Origin of the sequence: Rouxiella sp. Mn2063 (genome assembly GCF_049319665.1) — a bacterium.
In the GTDB taxonomy this organism is placed as follows: domain Bacteria; phylum Pseudomonadota; class Gammaproteobacteria; order Enterobacterales; family Enterobacteriaceae; genus JBMOUD01.
Genome location: NZ_JBMOUD010000015.1, coordinates 1 through 20,066, shown reverse-complemented (window position 1 = coordinate 20,066; position 20,066 = coordinate 1). Strand labels below are relative to the sequence as shown.

At 48.9% G+C, this 20,066-nt stretch carries 21 protein-coding genes and 1 tRNA gene; 6 read left to right on the top strand and 16 right to left on the bottom strand.

Annotation, left to right across the window (positions count from 1 at the left end; translation table 11 throughout):
* Positions 1 to 164: 164 nt before the first annotated feature.
* The 7 genes from ACL9RG_RS18430 to ACL9RG_RS18400 form a co-directional block, all read right to left on the bottom strand.
* On the bottom strand, positions 165 to 1,325 hold the full coding sequence (locus ACL9RG_RS18430) for an NAD-dependent formate dehydrogenase (protein ID WP_422794093.1): 1,161 nt from the start codon (positions 1,323 to 1,325) through the stop codon (positions 165 to 167).
* Between the two features lie 123 nt (positions 1,326 to 1,448).
* Positions 1,449 to 2,375 carry a LysR substrate-binding domain-containing protein gene (locus ACL9RG_RS18425; protein WP_422794092.1) on the bottom strand — a complete coding sequence of 309 codons (927 nt, stop codon included), beginning with the start codon at positions 2,373 to 2,375 and terminating at the stop codon, positions 1,449 to 1,451.
* 165 nt (positions 2,376 to 2,540) lie between these two features.
* Positions 2,541 to 3,236, bottom strand: coding sequence for a glutathione S-transferase family protein (locus ACL9RG_RS18420; protein WP_422794091.1), 696 nt, complete (start codon positions 3,234 to 3,236; stop codon positions 2,541 to 2,543).
* Positions 3,237 to 3,350: 114 nt separating this feature from the next.
* Positions 3,351 to 3,812 carry a DUF417 family protein gene (locus tag ACL9RG_RS18415; RefSeq protein ID WP_422794174.1) on the bottom strand — a complete coding sequence of 154 codons (462 nt, stop codon included), beginning with the start codon at positions 3,810 to 3,812 and terminating at the stop codon, positions 3,351 to 3,353.
* 131 nt (positions 3,813 to 3,943) lie between these two features.
* Positions 3,944 to 4,570: a TetR/AcrR family transcriptional regulator gene (locus tag ACL9RG_RS18410; protein WP_422794090.1), complete on the bottom strand. Its 627-nt coding sequence runs from the start codon at positions 4,568 to 4,570 to the stop codon at positions 3,944 to 3,946.
* Between the two features lie 46 nt (positions 4,571 to 4,616).
* Positions 4,617 to 4,883: a YdgH/BhsA/McbA-like domain containing protein gene (locus ACL9RG_RS18405; RefSeq protein ID WP_422794089.1), complete on the bottom strand. Its 267-nt coding sequence runs from the start codon at positions 4,881 to 4,883 to the stop codon at positions 4,617 to 4,619.
* 186 nt (positions 4,884 to 5,069) lie between these two features.
* Positions 5,070 to 6,206: an asparaginase gene (locus ACL9RG_RS18400; RefSeq protein WP_422794088.1), complete on the bottom strand. Its 1,137-nt coding sequence runs from the start codon at positions 6,204 to 6,206 to the stop codon at positions 5,070 to 5,072.
* A 488-nt stretch (positions 6,207 to 6,694) separates the two neighbouring features.
* Here ACL9RG_RS18400 and ACL9RG_RS18395 point away from each other — a divergent pair, with 488 nt between their 5' ends.
* Complete coding sequence (locus ACL9RG_RS18395) at positions 6,695 to 7,045, top strand: DUF1304 domain-containing protein (RefSeq protein ID WP_422794087.1); 351 nt, start codon at positions 6,695 to 6,697, stop codon at positions 7,043 to 7,045.
* Positions 7,046 to 7,355: 310 nt separating this feature from the next.
* A complete protein-coding gene (locus ACL9RG_RS18390) occupies positions 7,356 to 7,541 on the top strand; it encodes a hypothetical protein (protein WP_422794086.1) in 186 nt (61 codons plus the stop codon).
* Between the two features lie 41 nt (positions 7,542 to 7,582).
* On the opposite strand, the gene ACL9RG_RS18385 is transcribed toward ACL9RG_RS18390, so the two are convergent.
* Together ACL9RG_RS18385 and ACL9RG_RS18380 are read right to left on the bottom strand one after the other, a co-directional pair.
* On the bottom strand, positions 7,583 to 8,722 hold the full coding sequence (locus ACL9RG_RS18385; RefSeq protein ID WP_422794085.1) for a hypothetical protein: 1,140 nt from the start codon (positions 8,720 to 8,722) through the stop codon (positions 7,583 to 7,585).
* Positions 8,723 to 8,979: 257 nt separating this feature from the next.
* Positions 8,980 to 9,053, bottom strand: a tRNA-Gly gene (locus tag ACL9RG_RS18380).
* Between the two features lie 335 nt (positions 9,054 to 9,388).
* Here ACL9RG_RS18380 and ACL9RG_RS18375 point away from each other — a divergent pair.
* From ACL9RG_RS18375 to ACL9RG_RS18365, 3 genes are read left to right on the top strand one after another with little or no spacing between them, the layout of a single operon-like run.
* Entirely contained in the window at positions 9,389 to 10,156 is a 768-nt protein-coding gene (locus ACL9RG_RS18375) for a basic amino acid ABC transporter substrate-binding protein (protein WP_422794084.1), read from the top strand.
* Between the two features lie 46 nt (positions 10,157 to 10,202).
* Entirely contained in the window at positions 10,203 to 10,967 is a 765-nt protein-coding gene (locus ACL9RG_RS18370) for an amino acid ABC transporter permease (RefSeq protein WP_422794083.1), read from the top strand.
* A complete protein-coding gene (locus tag ACL9RG_RS18365; RefSeq protein WP_422794173.1) occupies positions 10,954 to 11,676 on the top strand; it encodes an amino acid ABC transporter ATP-binding protein in 723 nt (240 codons plus the stop codon). The genes ACL9RG_RS18370 and ACL9RG_RS18365 overlap by 14 nt, the downstream gene beginning before the upstream one ends.
* Before the next feature lie 99 nt (positions 11,677 to 11,775).
* Here the strand turns inward: ACL9RG_RS18365 and lysS are convergent, their stop codons facing one another.
* The 5 genes from lysS to xerD all read right to left on the bottom strand — a co-directional run bounded on the left by lysS (position 11,776) and on the right by xerD (position 18,044).
* Positions 11,776 to 13,308, bottom strand: a complete 1,533-nt coding sequence (lysS, locus tag ACL9RG_RS18360) for a lysine--tRNA ligase (protein WP_422794082.1) — start codon at positions 13,306 to 13,308, stop codon at positions 11,776 to 11,778.
* A 9-nt stretch (positions 13,309 to 13,317) separates the two neighbouring features.
* Positions 13,318 to 14,416, bottom strand: a protein-coding gene (gene prfB / locus ACL9RG_RS18355) for a peptide chain release factor 2 (protein ID WP_422794081.1) whose coding sequence is annotated in 2 segments (ribosomal slippage) — positions 13,318 to 14,340 and positions 14,342 to 14,416 — 1,098 coding nt in all. Because the reading frame shifts where the segments join, the coding sequence is not laid out codon by codon here.
* A 236-nt stretch (positions 14,417 to 14,652) separates the two neighbouring features.
* Positions 14,653 to 16,386 (bottom strand): single-stranded-DNA-specific exonuclease RecJ, encoded by a 1,734-nt coding sequence (recJ, locus tag ACL9RG_RS18350; protein WP_422794080.1) that lies wholly within the window; start codon positions 16,384 to 16,386, stop codon positions 14,653 to 14,655.
* A gap of 6 nt (positions 16,387 to 16,392) precedes the next feature.
* Positions 16,393 to 17,112, bottom strand: a complete 720-nt coding sequence (gene dsbC / locus ACL9RG_RS18345) for a bifunctional protein-disulfide isomerase/oxidoreductase DsbC (RefSeq protein ID WP_422794172.1) — start codon at positions 17,110 to 17,112, stop codon at positions 16,393 to 16,395.
* Between the two features lie 23 nt (positions 17,113 to 17,135).
* Positions 17,136 to 18,044, bottom strand: a complete 909-nt coding sequence (gene xerD, locus ACL9RG_RS18340; protein ID WP_422794079.1) for a site-specific tyrosine recombinase XerD — start codon at positions 18,042 to 18,044, stop codon at positions 17,136 to 17,138.
* A 129-nt stretch (positions 18,045 to 18,173) separates the two neighbouring features.
* On the opposite strand from xerD, the gene fldB reads away from it, so the two are divergent.
* Positions 18,174 to 18,692: a flavodoxin FldB gene (gene fldB / locus ACL9RG_RS18335; protein WP_422794078.1), complete on the top strand. Its 519-nt coding sequence runs from the start codon at positions 18,174 to 18,176 to the stop codon at positions 18,690 to 18,692.
* A gap of 31 nt (positions 18,693 to 18,723) precedes the next feature.
* Here fldB and ACL9RG_RS18330 read toward each other — a convergent pair whose 3' ends face one another.
* Together ACL9RG_RS18330 and sdhE are read right to left on the bottom strand one after the other, a co-directional pair.
* Positions 18,724 to 19,191: a protein YgfX gene (locus ACL9RG_RS18330; RefSeq protein WP_422794077.1), complete on the bottom strand. Its 468-nt coding sequence runs from the start codon at positions 19,189 to 19,191 to the stop codon at positions 18,724 to 18,726.
* Positions 19,172 to 19,453 carry an FAD assembly factor SdhE gene (sdhE, locus tag ACL9RG_RS18325; protein ID WP_422794076.1) on the bottom strand — a complete coding sequence of 94 codons (282 nt, stop codon included), beginning with the start codon at positions 19,451 to 19,453 and terminating at the stop codon, positions 19,172 to 19,174. Before sdhE ends, ACL9RG_RS18330 begins: the two co-directional genes overlap by 20 nt.
* Positions 19,454 to 20,066: the final 613 nt, after the last annotated feature.

The window sequence follows — 20,066 nt, the reverse complement described above, 5'->3', positions numbered from 1 at the left end:
TTTACTCGCATGGCGGTATGTAGGGCGCCAATCAGAGATGAGATCTCCACTGCCAGAAGAGCGAGCTTCAACCATCTCCCATGGCGTGACAATAATGTTGGAGAAAACAACTAAGCAGTGAGAAAGTTGCGGCGACGAGCGCCGCCGCAACGTACGCTTACGGATCAACTCAGTTTGTAAGAATTAGCACCAGTACCAGCCAGGTTACCCGCGTCAACAATCAGGTATTCAGGACGAATTGGCTTACCATCGAAGAAGTTTTGCAGAATTTCCAGAGTACCCGCCGCGTAACGTGCCTGGGCAGATAAAGAAGAACCAGAAATATGTGGTGTCATGCCTTGGTTCGGCATACGACGCCATGGATGGTCAATCGGCGCAGGTTGTGGGAACCAGACATCACCACCGTAACCGGCTAGTTGGCCAGATTCCAGTGCACGAACAATCGCATCACGGTCACACAGTGCACCGCGAGCGGTGTTAACCAGATAAGAACCACGTTTAAACTTGGCCAAGAAAGCATCGTTTACGAAACCGGTGGTAGAAGGATACAGCGGGGTTTGCAGGTTAACGATATCGCTCACTTTAACCAGCGACTCAGGGGTCGAATGGTAGGTCAGGCCCAGTTCTTTCTCAAGGTCAGCCGACAGACGATGTGGATCATAGTAATGCAGTTTCAGGTCGAAAGGTTTCAGGCGGCGCAATATTGCCAAACCGATGCGTCCAGCGCCCAGGGTACCAAATGTCATCCCTTCAATGTCATAGCTGCGAGCCACACAATCAGCGATATTCCAGCCGCCATTGTTAGCAAACTGGTGCGAAGGCAGGTAGTTACGAACTAATGCCAGCGCGGTCATTACGGCATGTTCGGCAACGCTAATCGAGTTGGAGAAAGTCACTTCAGCCACGGTGATACCGCGTTCGGCCGCCGCTTTCAGGTCAACGTGGTCTGAACCGATACCCGCAGTCAGTGCAAGTTTCAGCTTTTTCGCTTTCGCAATACGCTCAGGCGTTAAATAAGCCGGCCAGAAAGGCTGAGAAATGACGACATCGGCATCAGGCAGATGGCGGTCAAACATCGAGTCGGCACCATCTTTGTCACTGGTCACGATAAGTTCATGACCTTGGCTCTCTAAATATTTACGCAGACCCAGTTCACCAGACACGCTACCGATCAATTCACCCGGTTTGAAACCAAGTTCACCTTCTGGGGTAGGCGCTGTCTGCCCGTTCGGATAGACGCTAATTTCAGGGACGTCATCACGAGCATAAACTGGAGGAAAACCGCTAACTGGATCTGGATAAAGAACGCAAAGAATCTTGGACATAGTGAGTACCTTTTGATCTGAATTTGATAAACAATAATTTCATCTATGTAAATCACTTGTTGCAGACACAGTGTCCAAGTTTCACTACTTTCGATCCAATTGATTGATAATATCTACTGATAGTCAATGCCTATAAGCGCCTTCCGCCAGTGCATCGTCGAGTTGTTCTTGCAGGTCAATGGTCTCGGCCATTCCCCAGGCAGCATTGAGTAATGATGAGGCGTTTTCCTGATGCAAGCGCAGCAGATATATCGGCGAGCCAAATTGCTGACTCATCGGATTCATGCAAATTCCCTGATGCAAAAAATAGCCAGGCACGGCGCTAACAGGCGCAATACTGTAAAGCTCTCCCGTGCTGACAAGATCGAGAAATACAGAAGCGGTATTGGTTTCAATCACTACATTGGGCACGACGCCAGCCTTGGCGAAAGCTTCGTTGATGATGCGGCGGTTGTTCATATCTGGGCTAAACAAACACAGCGGCAAATGGGCAACATCCTCCCAACGCAACGTTGCACCGGGTTTCATCTCCGCATCAGGACCAGAAAGCAAGACAAAGCGTTCGTGATACAACGGGATATGCTCAAACGGCCCTTCGCTGACCGATTCGCTGTAGGCCATGCCTAAATGCAATTGATGCTGTTTCAAGCGCTGGTGGATTTCTGAGGTACTTAGTGAGCAAATTTCGATAGTCAGATTAGGGATAATTTTGCGGTAGGTTTTAACCAGTAATGTGGCGGCAAATAACGCTGAAGGCACGGCACCTATCGCTAAATGCCCCCCCGCGTTATTACGGGCAAAAGCGGCATCCTGACGCAAACTGTCCAATGATGCGACGGTTTTACGGGCCCAGGCCAGCACCTGCTCGCCTTCTTTGGTAAAGCCAATAAAGCGCCGGGCGCGCTGGATGATGGTGATACCGAGTTCATCTTCGAGCTGTCGAATCGCCACGGAGAGAGAAGGCTGAGAAACGTGACAACTATCGGCAGCGCGTGCAAAATGTCGATGTTTGTCCAGTGCAATCAAATAGCTAAGTTGTCTTATAAACATTCCGATTTCCGCTTGGATTGATGAGATCATCAAAAAGCAGAGACTATAACTGGAAATGCTCACTTCAAAGAATCCACTACAATCCCATTTTTAGGTAGTTGCAGTGGATTGTGTCAATTTCATCATCTCACTAACAGTCGATTGGCAAGGAGCGAGAGTTTTGGATTAGCGATAGTTTGAAGGAAACAATGCCCGTTTTGTTTCTTCATCACTCACCTGTTTAAAAGTGATATCGCTTCCGACTAATCGAGCCTTCGCCACTGCTGGACGCGCTTCTATACGGTTAAATAACGCCTCAATATTCGGGTAATCCGCCAAGGGATTTTCAACACCCTTCATCACCCGCTTCGCGCGGTCTATCCATCCCCAGGCAGAAATATCTGCGATGGTATAACTCTCGCCGACAATATATTCCCGGCCGGCTAAATGCGTATCTAAAACCTGATAATGTCGTTCTATTTCACGTCGATAGCGATTGACCGCATAATCTAAGCCTTCTGGTGCCGCATATTGAAAATGTACCGCCTGACCGGAGAATGGCCCCAAACCGCTGGCAATAAATAATAGCCAGGATAATAGCTCTGCCCTATCTTCCGGCTGGCCGAGGAAACGCCCTTCTTTCTCAGCCAGATATAACAAAATTGCCGTTGAATCAAACACCCGCCTTGTCTGACCATTTGCACCTTGGGTATCCACTATCGCGGGAACTTTGCCATTAGGATTGATACTGCGAAAAGCAGGCGTATGTTGCTCTCCTTTACTGGTATCGATAGGGATCACTTGATAAGGCAAATCCAGCTCTTCGAGTAGCAGCGCAACTTTCATCGGATTAGGCGTTGGGTGGAAATAAAATTCGATCATAATATCCTCTTAATACTGATTGAATGAAAGTGAATGGGGTAATTCTTAATCTTTAATGCATTGATTTAAATTCGTTTTTAATTCAAACGCGGCAAGATTTAGCAGCGCAAAAGGCTAGTTGCGATTGCCTATTGAGCGTTTTTTCAGTCGTACCAGATCATGTCTTAATAACACCATTCCAGCACCAATCAGTAGAATATCCTTAATAATAAAGCTATCTATTTTTCCCAACTGCGGGAGCAGGCTCAAGGTGGTCAGGCCGGTAATAATCACCAATACCGAGCCCGCCGCGCCGATAGCCGGGCGGAAAAAACCGATGAATAAAGCGATAAAGGTGATGTTTTCCATCACGCCAAGGAAGTAACTGCCGCCCTTAATACCAAACAGGGTATACAACACCTGCAACCAGGTTACGGAAAGCAATGGTTTAAGCGAGTTAATTTCAAAGCTAAACCATTTATAAGTACCGAATAAGGCAAAGATAAGAATCACCGAAAGGCGCAAGGCGGCCATATCTAGGCCTGACAGAAAGTTAATCGCACGATCCAAGCGATTCTGTTGAGGTGTAGCAATCATCATGGTTTCCTTTAACAATAAAACTACCTACTAGAAGATAGATATAAAGGGTGAAAAATTACGATAAAAACAATCTTGTTGCTTTATCGGTGAGTTAAAAGTGCTTTAGGGCAATGGTTTTAATCCAGGACTCAGGCAGCATCCAGCATTTGCGAAAGCGCCTGCACGGTATGCGCATAACTTTCATTGGACTGCGAACAATTGAGCATCAACGCACCTTTCAGCGCATTACAGACAATCACTGCCATATCCGTAGAAGCAATGTGGTACTTCAGCTTGCCGGCCTGAGCACCTCTTTGCAGAATATCGTTCAGTATACGTAATTCAGTTTGCGCCAGTTTGGTGACAGCCTGCTGTAATTCTTCTGGGAACAGATTGTAGTCAGAGAGCATAGCGTACACGCCACACATTTCGCCGCGTTCAGCACAGCCGGAAAACGCCTCAAGATAAGCTAACAGCTGCGCACGTCCTACAGGTTGGGACAGAATAAAACTTTCCAGATTTTGAAAACCGATGTTTTTCTTATCGCAATAAGCCACCCCAAGATCGGACTTGGCAGGAAAATGATGATGGATGCTGGCTTTGCGGATCCCTAAACGTTCAGCTAAATCGGCATAGCTAAAACCCGCGTAGCCATTCTTCTGAATCAGGGTATCAGCCTGCTCCAATAACTTGTCATAAGTGGACATCATTATGCTCCCGATCAACTCGTACCAACGCAGCAAAATAGCATCGTGCCAATGCGATGCGCTCAACATGCCCCGATATTCTGTTATCCAGGCAGCCGCAGAGAATAGCCTAAATTTAGCGATACAGGATAGCGGTACCGTGCAGCAAGTTATTGCCGCTTGCAGATATAATGCGATAAGAGCTGGCGTTAACCGCATCCGCTTTCATCGCCAGTTTGCTATTCAATTCATCTAGCGTGTGCGCTTCTCCGGCTGAAACAACGCCAACTTCCATCAATTGACTTGATGCAACACGTGAGACTTCCTGACTTGCCGTCGCGTAATTTGCCATGCTAAAAGCGAGAGCGGCCAAGGTGAGACGAATAATATTACTTACTTTCATAGTGGGTATCCTAAAAATAATTTAACGGTTTGTCGTGAGTGACGACAAAAAATCCACCAACTGATAGGTAGATTGGCAAGATGTAATTATCACATCGAGTAAAAAAACTCAGGACTCCAGCAGCCTCCTCAAGGAAGCTGCTGAATTTTATCGCAATATTATTTTTGCTCCGCAGTACCCGGCTTATTATTTAAGGTGAGCCACCTGATTAAATGCCGCTTGTACTTCTGTGGCGGAAGATTTTCCGTTGGCTAACAGCAATTGCGTCAGGATCCTGGCTTTTGCAGGATTCAGCCCCGGCGAAACCACAAAGCCGAATTTATCATCATCGACTTCAACATTACGTTTTACCGCGCCGGTATAGGCACGAGATGCTCGTACGACTACAACGCCTTGCTTGCGTGCATCGGCAAGCGCGACCAGCGCCGGTGCTGACGTATTGCCATCCCCTACTCCGGCCAACACAATACCTTTTGCACCGTCGCGAATGGCATTGCGGATCTGCACATCGTCCATATTGCTATGCGCATAAATGATTTCGACCCGTGGCAGAGTATGTGAGGCTGGTAGTGATAGTTTCAGGCTATCAGCATTAACGGCAGGGGAAAGATACTGAACCCCGGCGGCATCAACATAACCAACAGGCCCGCTGAATGGTGACTGGAAAGTTGCCAACCCGGTCGTATCCGACTTAGTGGCCCACACCGGCGACTGAATAGTATCGTTCATCACCATCAGCACGCCGCGCTCGCGTGATTGCTTATCGGTGGCAACATGCACCGCTTCAAGCACATTCGCCGGGCCATCAGCACCCACAGCAGACGCCGGTCGCATCGCGCCGGTAATAATCACCGGCTGTGGATGATGAATAACCAAACTGAGGAAAAACGCCGTTTCCTCCATGGTATCTGTGCCGTGCGTGATAATGACCGCATCCGTACTGCCAGCGCTCAACAGAGCATTAATTTTGTCAGCCAGGTTAAACCAAATGCTGTCATTCATATCCTGCGATCCAACCGATGCCACCTGCTCACCGCGGATAGTCGCCAATTTATCAATACCAGGCACAGCGGCAATTAACGCTTCCGGCCCGAATGTTCCCGACTTATATCCCAGAGAGCGCGCACTATCACCGGTACTTTGTCCGGCAATCGTCCCGCCGGTCGCCAAAATAGTAATAGTAGGTTTAACGCTAGATTTCTCCGCCGCCTGCTCAGCGGAGGGGGCTGTCGATGTTGGCGCAGCTAGCGTATATCCGGGAAGCGCTGTAGCAACAGAAAGTGCCAAAGCGATGACTGAACGACGCCATGTTATCGTGACCATATTTGTTCCCTCATTATCGACGCTAAATAAAAAACTCTGCCGGGCAGATGTCTTTTCATTAGTAAGCAAGAAGTTAGCTATAGCGGCCGATCTCAATATCGCCGCCGCAAGTAATATCGGCCGTTTACGCGCTTAGTTCATTTTTTCTTGCTGGTGAGGGAGGTATCTAGTCTTGCTTGGTCATCATCAGACAACCTTCCATCATCCCAATACAACCATCGTGTTGATAGTAAATCCCGCATCTGCCAGCCATTGAGCTTTAATTTTTAACTGAAGGTAATAATTGAAATTAATAATCACGACATACCTTTAAATTAATTAAGTAATGGCTTACTCACTTATTATAAAAATAATAACGTTCATTCTAATATCGAGTGCAAAGGGTAAGATCCTATATAAAATTTTCATTTTGCCATCCGAGCTCTCTTTTACACCTGGCAGAATTATCTATACTTCACCTCACTTGTCCTCATTCAGTAAGGCCACTCATGTTAGGAAGCATCCTTGTTGCTGTTGTTGCCGTCATACATATCTACATTCTTGTTCTCGAAATTTTTTTATGGGATACGAAAACAGGCCGAAAAGCATTTAACCTCAGCCCTGACTTTGCTCGTCAGACCCGCGTACTGGCCGCCAACCAAGGGCTATATAACGGCTTTCTGGCAGCAGGGCTACTTTGGGGATTATGGTTAGGTGAACGCGGATTCCAGGTCACGATTTTTTTCCTGGTCTGCGTACTCATTGCCGGGATTTTCGGTGCAATAACGGCCAGTCGAAAAATACTCTACGTACAAGCATTGCCAGCGCTACTCGCATTGATTGCGCTGCTGGTTGGTTAGTTTTTGCAAGCGTCTGAGCTGGTTGTTTTCTGGCATGCTGTAGGTGATTTGAGCGGTTTTTTATATGTAGGGAAGTTGCGGTGTAGATTTTTGGAAACATAGGCTTGGAGCAGGTGAAGGGAGTAGACCAAATGCTACTAAACCCAGCAAAACTAGGAATCCACTATGTTTGATTTTTCCACCTATACACATTAGTTCTCGCTTGGCCACCATTGGCCGGTATTTCAACCAATAACTTTATGTTGCTAGTGGCTTATAAAATAAACCAATATCGCACTGGATAACGCAAGCAATTTAACAATGAATCAGCATGGACAGTTACGGGTGGCTGGTGGTGATAAGCCGGATATTATCCCCATATCCATACAATCAGGCTACAGTGGTAGAAGTCGTTGCTCAACTGTCTGGGAGTGGCGGGATAATGGACGCATTTTACACGCTGCGTGCCTTAGCGCTATCTACTGCCAGCGTTCCGCTCGACAATATTTCAAATTAAAAACCCTGCATAAGCAGGGTTGCACATTAAACTTTTTGCTTTTATAGGGAGCCTTTTTTCGCCCCTTCGATCTCTTTTTTGCAAATATCGCTATTACTAAAATCGTACTGGAGGAAAACATATCCCTGACTCGAACCATTTGCCCTGACTTCCACAGATACGGAACGTAAATTGTTTTTCAGTGGCGCTTCTTTTGTTCCTTTCCATTCTGCTGATAGGAATCGCTCTTTTTTATTCAATGCCATCATCCAGTCTTGAGGCTCTTTCCAGATTGAACCAGACAGCAAGAAATCATTTTTCTCAGCTTTGCCGTAAATGGAGGATAGTGAGTCGCTGAGTTCTTCATATTTCGATTTTAGAGCAATGCCATAACTATCTGTATCAACATTTTTACCAATAGCCCTGATTTGGCATAAGCCGGCCTTCGGAGAAATAAGAAGTCCGTAAGCCTCGAAATCAGCGTTCTGCTTCGGTAACGACTCAGATGTATAAAGGTTTGCGCTATTTTCTACTGGCTTGAGATCTCCGCCGGTCATATCTTCAATATTCTTTTTAGATAAGCCAGCCTCTAAACCAAACGGCCCATCACCTGGTGGAAGCAACGGTGCGTTTGTGGCTACTGGCACTGGTTGTGCGGGTTGTTTTGCAGTAACAGTTGCACTAGCCTGTTCGCTGGGTACCTTAACATCAGCTAATCCATACAACGCCGAAAGATACCGTTGTTGTAGCATGGCCATTGTCTGTTCCTGAGTCGCAACAGTAGACAGTTTCAAAGCTTGGATCAGACCACCGCTGTATAGGCTCGCTTCCTTTTTTGCTTCGATGATTTGGACAGCAAGATTATCAATTTCAGTTTTTAAAGCTGTTGCTGCCTCTGGGTTTGGTTTAACACCGCTAATGGCTAAATCAATCTTTGCACCCGACTCTATAGCGTTAATACGCTGCTCTAAAAGAGCCTTATTCGTTCCCAGCACTTCAAGCCTAGCAGTAGTGAGATTTTTGATTAACCCACCTGTAAATTGCTCCTGCAGCTCTGTTGCTTCGGCTATTTCTTTTTCCGTCTGCGAAAGCTCGCTCTTGAGGCTGACCACTTCTTGTTTCTGCTCAGGAGTTAATTCCTTTGGCCCGCACCCTGTCAAAAGAGTGGCGGCAATAATGCACGCTAAAAGTTTTTTTTTCATATCCCTATTCCCATTAGTAATGTTCGGATTAATCCTAGCATGTAGCTAATTAGTCGTCAGTTATCTAACAGCAAATGCGTCTTCAGTCGGCTTATACTTACCGTCAAAAGCTTTTGTACGTAATCACGCTTTTTACGGGCTTCAGCTAAAGATATCTTTGGGGTAAGTCAGGTTGAATTGAGTTGACGTGAAAAACGCTAAAAATGTAGTTAAATCAGTAGGTAGTTGACTTCAGTGGAGTTCGGGAGAGTTGAAAATGGAGCGGGTGAAGGGAATCGAACCCTCGTATGCAGCTTGGGAAGCTACCGTTCTACCATTGAACTACACCCGCTTAGGTGTGCGTTTGGCATTATAACCCCTTACGCGAGGTGAGCAAGGAGAGAGTGCGGATAAGCGCTGGTAATTTAAGCGGTTAGGCCATAAAAAACCAATAATGGATGACTATCTAAATAACTAACGAATCGCAGACCACCCACTTTGGGTTAAGCAGGTTCATCTAACCGGCTCACATAGGCTTTTACTTCTTTTCACGCATCCGCTAATTTCTCTACACACCCCGCCACACTTATTGCACTAGACTTATTCATTTTTAGTTGAATCAAACTGCTTAACTGTGTATTTTTATGCAAATTAAGTGCATAAAATAAGAATCATATAGGGGTTATTATGTTTAAGTCTTTGATTATCGCCGGGTGTCTGCTTACTTCCATCGCTACATCGGCTTTCGCCGCACAGCAAACCTATGTTGTTGGTTCAGGCGGTACTTACCGTCCTTTCGAGTATGAAAACGATAAGCAACAGCTGGAAGGCTTTGATATCGATATCATTAAAGCTATCGCTAAGGCGGAAGACTTTAATATCAAGCTGGTGAATACACCGTGGGAAGGCATTTTCGCCACGCTGAACTCTGGCGATCGTGACATTATTATCTCTGGGATCACCATTACTGATAAACGTCAGCAGATGGTCGATTTCTCAAATCCTTACTTCCCTGCTGAACAATCTATCGTTGTGCCTGCCGGTTCAAAAGTCGATTCTGTTGCTGCGCTGAAAGGCCAGAAAGTGGGCGTAGTAAACTCCAGCACCGGTGACATCGTAGTGTCGAATGAGCTGGGCAAAAACAGCACCGATATCAAACGCTTCGACAATACTCCTTTGATGCTGCAAGAGCTGTCTGAAGAAGGGATTGGCGCCGCGGTTGGCGATGTCGGCGTGGTGAAATACTACATCAAATCCCATCCACAAAAAGCGCTGAAACTAGTGCCAGACAGCAAGTTTGAGCGCCAATACTTCGGTATCGCAGTTGCTAAAGGCAACACCGAGCTGCTGGGTAAAATCAATGCGGGTCTGAAAACCATCATCGCCGATGGTACTTACGCCAAGATTTACACCAACTGGTTCGACGCTAACGTCCCTACCCTGCCATCTAAGTAATCACGTTTAATCAGGGGATCGTCTCGATCCCCAGTCAAGGAAAGGTATGACTGGATTCCGTTGGGATATCATCTCCGACTACGCCCCGCTATTTGTGCAAGGCGCGGTGATGACCATCAAATGCACCATTATTTGTGTCATTTTGGGCACGTCTTGGGGCTTGCTACTGGGCTTAGGTCGTATGGCACGCGCCGACGACGGTCCATGGAAACATATTTTACGTTTTGCCGTGCAGTGGCCGGTACGTATTTATGTCAGTGCGTTCCGCGGTACGCCGCTGTTTGTACAAATCATGGTGGTTCACTTTGCGCTAGTGCCACTGTTTATTAACCCGCGCGACGGTATTTTAGTGAGCCACGGGTTGATGTCTGGCGATTTCGCGCGTGCGCTGCGTTCAGACTACGGCGCGTTCTTGTCTTGCGTGGTGGCGATTACGCTGAACGCCGGTGCCTATGTCTCCGAGATTTTCCGTGCCGGTATTCAGTCTATCGATAACGGCCAGATGGAAGCCTCACGGGCATTAGGAATGGGCTGGGGCAAAACCATGCGCAAAGTCATTTTGCCGCAGGCGTTTCGTCGCATTCTGCCGCCGCTGGGCAATAACGCCATTGCTATCGTGAAAGATTCCTCGCTGGCGTCGGCTATCGGTCTGGCTGATTTAGCCTATGCCGCGCGTACCGTCTCCGGCGCTTATGCCACCTACTGGGAACCCTACCTGACTATTTCCGTGGTCTATTGGGTACTGACGTTCCTGATGTCGCTGTTGGTTCAACACATGGAAAAGAGGTTTGGCAAAAGTGATTCACGTTAAGGATTTACAGAAACAGTTCGGTGAAACACACGTCTTACGCGGTATTTCCTGTGATATCGCCGAAAAAGAAGTGGTATGTGTCATCGGGCCATCAGGTTCCGGTAAGAGCACCTTCCTGCGCTGTTTGAACGCGTTGGAAAAGCCGAACGGTGGCGAAGTGGTGGTGAATGGCTTTGCGGTACATGACCCGAAAACCAATCTGAATACGCTGCGTTCTGGCGTCGGTATGGTGTTCCAACGTTTTAATCTGTTCCCGCATATGACGGTGCTGGAAAACCTGATCATGGCACCGATGTCGTTAAAAGGCTTAACGAAAGCAGAAGCGATTTCCCGTGCGGAAAAGCTGCTGCAAAAAGTCGGCCTTATCGACAAAATCGATGCCTGGCCATCGAGCCTGTCCGGTGGACAGCAGCAGCGCGTGGCGATTGCTCGTGCGCTGGCAATGGAACCCTCATTGATTCTGTTTGACGAGCCGACGTCTGCGCTTGACCCAGAGCTGGTTGGTGAAGTGCTGGCGGTAATGAAACAGTTGGCACATGAAGGCATGACGATGGTGATTGTGACCCACGAAATGGGCTTTGCCCGCGAAGTGGCAGACCGCGTGGTGTTTATCGATCAGGGCGTGATTCAAGAGCAAGGTACGCCGGAGCAGCTGTTTAGCAATCCGACCAATCCACGTACCAAAGAGTTTTTAAGCAAAGTGCTCTAATCAGAGCTGAAACGCTAGCAAAGAAAAGGCCACCTCACTTGGGGTGGCCTTTTGCTTATCTGCTTGCCTCCACGTTTATGACGGAGGCAAGAGTAGAGATTACTTCTGCGGACGCATTGCCGGGAACAGGATAACGTCGCGAATGGTGTGGCTGTTAGTGAACAGCATAACCATGCGGTCGATACCAATACCCAAGCCAGCCGTTGGCGGCAGGCCGTGTTCCAATGCAGTCACGAAGTCTTCGTCATAGAACATTGCTTCGTCATCACCAGCATCTTTCGCGGCAACCTGGTCAGCGAAACGCTGCGCCTGATCTTCTGCGTCATTAAGCTCAGAGAAGCCGTTACCGATTTCACGTCCGCCGATGAAGAACTCGAAGCGGTCAGTGATGAACGGATTATCGTTATTACGACGCGCCAGCGGAGAAACTTCTGCCGGGTATTCGGTAATAAAGGTTGGCTGGATCAGTTGACTCTCTGCGGTCTCTTCGAAGATTTCGCAGACGATACGGCCCAGGCCCCAGCTCTTCTCGATTTTGATACCGATAGATTCTGCAATCGCCGTCGCTTTAGCCAGGTCAGCCAGGTCGGCGACGTTGGTTTCAGGACGGTATTTGCAGATCGCTTCGATCATGGTCATTTTGGTGAAAGGCTTGCCGAAATCGAAGGTCTGATCGCCATACTGCACCACGCTGTTACCGAGTACGGTTTCAGTCAGAGTGCGGAACAGGGATTCAGTCAATACGATCAGGTCTTTGTAATCCGCATACGCCATATAGAGTTCCATCATGGTGAACTCTGGGTTGTGACGCGGAGAAACGCCTTCGTTACGGAAGTTACGGTTGATCTCGAATACGCGATCAAAGCCGCCCACCACCAAACGCTTCAGATACAGCTCTGGCGCGATACGCAGGTACATATCGATGTCCAGCGCATTGTGATGAGTGATAAACGGACGTGCAGATGCGCCGCCAGGAATCACCTGCATCATTGGGGTTTCAACTTCCATGAAGCCGTTTTCAACCATGAAGCTACGGATACCGGCCATGATCTGCGAACGGATCTTGAAGGTATTGCGAGAGTCTTCGTTGGCAATCAGGTCGAGGTAACGCTGACGATAACGAGTTTCCTGATCCGCCAGACCGTGGAATTTATCCGGCAACGGACGCAGTGCTTTGGTCAGCAAACGCAGCTCGGTACAGTGGATAGACAGCTCACCGGTCTGAGTTTTGAACAGCTTACCGCGCGCGCCCAAGATATCGCCCAGGTCCCACTTTTTGAACTCTTCGTTATACTGGCCTTCAGCCAAATCATCACGGGCAACGTAAAGCTGAATGCGACCGCCAACATCTTGCAATGTCACGAAAGAAGCTTTACCCATGATGCGACGGGTCATCATACGACCACCGACAGAAACTTCGATATTCAGCGCTTCCAGCTCTTCTTTGGTCTTCTCGTCATATTTGGCGTGCAGATCTTCAGAAATGCTGTCACGACGGAAGTCGTTCGGGAAAGGAATACCTTTCTCGCGCAACAGCGCCAGCTTCTCACGACGAGATTTCATCTCGTTGTTAAGTTCCTGCGCGTGTTCTGCGCCTTGAGCCTGTTGCTCAGAAGGTTGTTGTTCAGACATTTCAGTTCCTTATAACCCGGCTTTCAAACTAGCTTCAATGAATTTGTCCAGGTCGCCATCTAATACGGCCTGAGTATTTCGCGTTTCAACACTGGTGCGCAGATCTTTAATACGGGAGTCATCCAGTACATAAGAACGAATTTGGCTACCCCAGCCGATGTCTGACTTATTGTCTTCCATCTGCTGTTTATCAGCATTTTTCTTCTGCATTTCATACTCATAAAGCTTAGCTTTCAGCTGCTTCATGGCCTGATCTTTGTTTTTATGCTGGGAGCGGTCGTTCTGACACTGCACCACAATGTTGGTTGGCATGTGGGTAATACGTACAGCAGATTCAGTTTTGTTTACGTGCTGACCACCGGCACCGGAGGCACGATAAACGTCAATACGCAGGTCTGCCGGGTTGATTTCGATATCAATATCGTCATCCACTTCCGGGTAGATAAATACTGAGCTGAATGACGTGTGGCGGCGGCCGCCGGAGTCAAACGGGCTTTTACGCACTAAACGGTGTACGCCGGTTTCGGTACGCAACCAACCAAAGGCGTAATCACCGATGATTTTAATGGTCGCTGATTTCAAACCGGCAACGTCGCCGTCAGATTCTTCGATAACTTCGGTTTTAAAGCCTTTCGCTTCGGCCCAACGCAGGTACATACGCAGCAACATGCTGGCCCAGTCCTGCGCTTCGGTGCCGCCTGATCCCGCCTGGATATCCAGGTAGCAATCAGCGCTGTCATATTCACCGGAGAACATGCGGCGGAACTCGAGTAGTTCCAGCTTGGTGGTTAATACATCAAGCTCGGCAATGGTTTCTTCGAAGGTTTCTTCGTCGTCGGCTTCGACAGCAAGCTCCAGCAGACCGGTCACATCGTCACGGCCTTGAGTGAGTTGGTCGATAGTTTCAACAACGGCTTCCAGCGCAGAACGTTCTTTACCCAGCGCCTGTGCGCGTTCAGGTTCGTTCCACACATCCGGCTGTTCCAGCTCGGCGTTAACTTCTTCTAGGCGTTCTTTCTTGGCATCATAGTCAAAGATACCCCCTAAGAACGGCTGTCCTTTCAGACAGGTCCTGAATGCGGTTTTTTACAGGATTAATTTCAAACATGGTTTATTTGCGTCTTAACGTTAAGTCGAAGTGAAAGAATGCTGCTATAACCGGCTATTCTAACGGATCTACGCGCCACTTTATAGCAGTCAGTCTACTTTTATACCGGCCCGGCCCCTATAGATTTCAAGTTGCAGGTAGGCGGCAAGCGAACGCATCCCAAGGAGCTTAGATAACTAAGTGACTAGGGTAAGTGAGCGTAGCCAACACCCCTGCAACTTGAAAGATGACGGGGCCTAGCGCGGCCATAGATGTTGGATCATTAACTGCACGCTGCGATTGCCGCGAAACTCGTTAATATCCAGCTTATAGGCCAGTTGCACCTCGCGCACGCTGCTGTCTGGCCACAGTTTTGGATCGATATTAAACGCGATACCATCGAGCAGCGGGCCGCCGCCAAGCGGTTCAATCATCACTTTTAAGTGGCGTTCTTTGAGCAGTTTTTGCTGCAAAATACGGAAAGTGCCATCGAAAGTCGGTTCTGGGAAGGCTTGCCCCCAAGGACCGCCGTCACGCAGCATCTCAGCGGTTTCCAGCGACATCTGTTGTCCTGAGAGCTCACCGTCGGACCATATCACCCCTTCAAGATAGGAAGGGTCCAGCCATTCGCCTACCAGCTCGGCAAAACATTGACGAAACTGCTCAAATTTCTCGGCTTCCAGCGATAAACCCGCCGCCATGGCGTGACCACCGAATTTCATCATCAGACCAGGGTTCAACGTGTCGATACGCTCTAGTGCATCGCGCAGATGCAAGCCATTAATAGAGCGGCCAGAACCTTTTAATATGCCATCCCCAGCCGGTGCAAAAGCAATCACCGGACGGTTGAAACGTTCTTTCAGCCGTGAAGCAAGAATGCCGACTACGCCCTGATGCCATTCCGGATGATACATCGCCAGCCCAATCGGCAGCGCATCGCTGCTAGTTTCCAGCTTGTCACACAGCGCCAGCGCTTCAACTTGCATTTCCTGCTCGATTTCACGACGCGTCAGGTTCAGCGCATCCAGATCGGTGGCTAACGCGCGAGCCTGGGCAATATCTTCACTAAGCAGCAGCGCAACGCCAATCGACATATCATCCAAGCGACCGGCAGCATTAAGCCTTGGCCCCAAGGCAAAACCCAGATCGCTGGCGGTAAGCTGGCGCGCATCGCGGTTAGAAATCTCCAGCAAGGCGCGAATGCCCGGACGACATTTGCCCGCGCGAATACGGTTTAAGCCCTGATAAACCAGAATGCGGTTATTGGTATCGAGTGGCACGACGTCCGCTACTGTCCCTAACGCCACCAAATCCAGCCATTCGGCCAGATTCGGTATTGCCAGCGCCTGTTGCTCGAACCAGCCGCTGTCTCGTAATGCGCTGCGCAGCGCCAGCATCAAATAAAATGCCACGCCAACGCCAGCCAGTGATTTCGACGGGAAAGCACAGCCGCGTAAGTTCGGGTTAATAATCGCTTCGGCATCGGGCAGCGTATCGCCCGGCAAGTGGTGATCGGTGATCAGCACCTGAATACCTTTGTGATGCGCCAGCTCGACGCCCGCATGCGACGAAATGCCATTATCAACAGTCAGAATCAACTGAGCGCCGCGGGCGGCAGCCTGTTCGACCACCTCAGGGCTTAGGCCATATCCATCGTCAAAACGGTTCGGCACCAGATACTTTACGGTGTTGCATCCCATGCTGCGCAACGACAACACCGTTAACGCCGTGCTGGTTGCACCATCGGCATCAAAATCGCCGACAATCATGATTTGTAGCCGCTCAGCCAATGCCTTTTGTAACAGTTTTACGGCGCTATCTATGCCATCAAGCAGTTGCCAATCCAGCAGGCCACGTACGCTACGTTCGAGATCCTGCGACTGTTTCACCCCACGCGCGGCGTAAAGCTGGCGCAATAATGGGGCAAGGTCGGCCGGAAGATCCGCGCCATCTACCGCCTCACGGCGGCGCAGTTGAGTCTTAAAGCTCACGAAAAATCAACCACCTGTTTTTGGAGTAGGATCGATCTGATCCAGCATCGCAGCCATCTCTTTTGGCGGCTGATAGCCTGGGATCAATGTGCCGTTTTGCAGCACGATCGCTGGCGTTCCGGTGACACCGAATTTCACGCCAAGATTAAAGTGTTCAGCAATATCACTGGTCTTACAGGTTGCCGCAGAGATATCGTCACCGCGCATCGCCGCATCAAACGACTGCTTACGATTGCCGGTACACCAGATAGATTGCATGTCTTTAGCGGTTTTAGAATTCATACCCGAGCGAGGGAAAGCTAAATAGCGCACGGTAATGCCTAAATCATTATAGTTTTTCATCTGCTCATGCAGTTTATGGCAGTAGCCGCAGGTGATATCGGTAAAGACGGTAATAACATGTTTCTCTTGCGCCGCTTTGTACACAATCATCTGGCTTTCTAAGGCGTTCAGTTTGCTCATTAACGCCTGGTTGCTCATATTAACCGGATGCGGCCCACTCACATCGTACATTGGCCCTTCGAGAATATAGCGACCATCATCGGTAATATAGATCACACCACTTTCAGTCATGACTGATTTCACCCCAGCAACGGGCGAAGGTTTTATTTCTGCCGGATGCATCCCCAATCTTTTTATCGTTCCTTGGATCGCGGCATCATCGGCATGTGCAACGCTGGTGATAGAGGCGGTTAAAAGAGTCAGCAGCAGTAAACCTTTTTTCATCATGTCGTCCTTTTGTCCTCGGTTTATGCCCGAGGATGATGTTGTTGATGTAGCTGTTTGAGTCGTTCTGTCGCTACATGGGTATAAATTTGGGTAGTAGAAAGATCGCTATGCCCCAATAGCATCTGCACCACGCGCAAGTCCGCGCCGTGATTAAGCAGATGTGTCGCAAAGGCATGGCGTAATACGTGGGGAGATAAGCGCTCGGCATCAATGCCCGCAAGGATCGCATAGTGTTTAATACGATGCCAGAAAGTCTGGCGCGTCATTTTCTGGCTGCGATTGCTGGGGAAAACAATATCTAGCGATTGTCCATTCAGCAACCAAGGCCGGCCATGTTCGAGATAATTCTCAATCCAATACACCGCTTCTTCTCCGAGCGGCACCAGACGTTCTTTATCACCTTTACCCAGCACACGCACCACGCCTTGACGCAGGCTGATGTCGCTTAAGGTTAGCCCAACCAACTCCGACACGCGCAGCCCGGTAGCATAGAGCAGCTCTAACATAGCCTTATCACGCAGCTCTAGCGGGATATCCACGCTAGGTGCCGCCAATAGTGCGTCAACTTGCGCCTCGCTGAGATCTTTGGGTAAACGCTGGGGCAATTTAGGGGAAGCCAGCAACGCCGTTGGGTCATCTTCGCGCAGGGATTCACGGTTCATGTACTGAAACAATCGACGCATCGCACTGAGTAAACGCGCCGAGCTGGAAGCCTTATAGCCACCATCGACACGTTCAGCCAAAAAGGATTGCAGATCAATAGCCTGAACGTTGAATAGATCTTGTTCATGGTGCGCCAGCCACGCCTGTAAGGATTGCAAATCCAATCGATAAGACGCCAGCGTATTCTCGGCAAGATTGCGCTCAAGCCATAATGTATCGAGAAATTGTTCGATCAATTCCTGACTACTATCCTGTTTCTTGACCACGTCTTTCCCCTATTGCTGGGCACCCCCAAAGCGGCTGACTTACTTGCACAGCTGTTCATTATGCCTGAAATAGCCCTAAATCTGATACACTCACCGCCATTCAGTATTTAACCTTGTTTGGCTACATGTATGAAGATTGGTCTGTTTTACGGTTCAACCACCTGCTATACCGAAATGGCTGCCGAGAAAATCCGTGAAATTCTCGGTGAAGATCTTGTCGATCTGCATAACCTTAAAGATGTCGATCCTAGCATGATGGAAAGCTACGACATTTTGATCCTGGGTATTCCTACCTGGGATTTCGGCGAGATCCAAGAAGATTGGGAAGCGTTGTGGGATAAATTGCCAACGCTCAATTTACGCGGGAAAATCGTCGCCATGTACGGCATGGGTGACCAACTCGGTTATGGCGAATGGTTCCTCGACGCGCTGGGTATGTTACACGACCAGCTCAAACCTCTTGGCGTACAGTTCATCGGTTTCTGGCCGATTGAAGGCTTTGAGTTCACCAGCCCTAAACCGCTGTCTGCAGATGGCAAACATTTTGTTGGCCTGGCTCTCGATGAAGTTAATCAGTACGACCTGAGTGAAGAACGCCTGCAACAATGGTGCGATCAGATCCTGATTGAAATGGACAGCCTGCTATAAACAGCCCGGACTGACGCATCATTCCGACGTCCTATATGTCGTCGCGATGATGGACTTTTTTATCCTGCCGCTTACCGCTGAGTAGTATCTGCCGTAAGTGGCGCCACTCCTCCAGCCCCATGCTATCGCTTGCCAACCACAGTTTGGCTTTATTACCGAAAAAACGCTTACGCTTCGATGCGCCAAGCGCTTTATCACGTCTTAGTGATAACAATATTCCGCTATCGAGCATCAAAACAGGCTGTTTGATTATCCACTCTTGATTACGCCAGAGCATTCTATCCGGCTCAATCAGGCTTATCTCACCGTGGCGAGCACTGATACGCCGTTGGCTACGAATAGATTCAATCACCACCAGCAAGACCAGCAGCAACCAGGTTGCCCACCAACCATTAGGCCAGGGAGCAAGTAAGATCAGCAGAATCAGAGTGCCATGTACCGCCAGTGAAAAAAGCTGGCTGCGCCATGACACCCTTAAATCACATTGCCACAGGGCCACGGGCTTTATTTCGCGTTTGGATGAGCGTTACCATGCGTTGCAATTCGAGGTCTTTAGGCTCACCGTAATTCATCAACCAGTTGAATAAATCTGGGTCATCGCAGGTCAACAAACGGGCAAACAGCTGTTTATCTGTATCGTTCAAGCCATCATATTCATATTCAAAAAAAGGCAAGATGGCGATATCCAACTCGCGCATGCCGCGTCGACAGGCCCATTGGATACGAGATCGGTTGTTTATATCTAGTGTGCTGATACCCATTTAGCTACCCTTTATTTGATAAGTTGTTGCTATGTTACCGGTGCGCAGTTATCGGTCAGGCGCGATTCTAACAGCCATGTGCTCTTGGCGTAACTCTTGAATGGGGGAGATTTGCAGAACTTCACAATCGCTCCAAGAATGCCGGTAACTGATAATAAAGGTTAAACATTCAATGCGAAGTATCTCTCAGCGGCCAGGCTGAGGGGCTGGCGCTGAGCGGCTTTCACAGCAATATTTATGTTCGCACCGAGCAGGTTCGGCCGCTTATCAATATTCTGCAATATGCCAGCGCCGCCGAAGCGACCGGCAAGGGCCTTAGGGCGAAGGCCCTTGCATCCCGCGCCTGCGCTTAGCTTATCGGGTCGCTGCGCGACTGCCCGCGCTTACTGCTTCGGCCGGTCGGGTCGGCAGAGACGGGCGTCCTGCCCGGCTCTGCCTAAAGCAGACGTCCCTGTCTGCTTTACCCTGGCCTCATTCGTTCGCTTGGCCGATAAGATTCGCTATTTAAGGTCAAGGGATTACGGTCAAAGGATGTAGGTCAAAGGATGTAGGTCAAAGGATGTAGGTCAAAGGATGTAGGTCAAAGGATGTAGGTCAAAGGATGTAGGTCAAA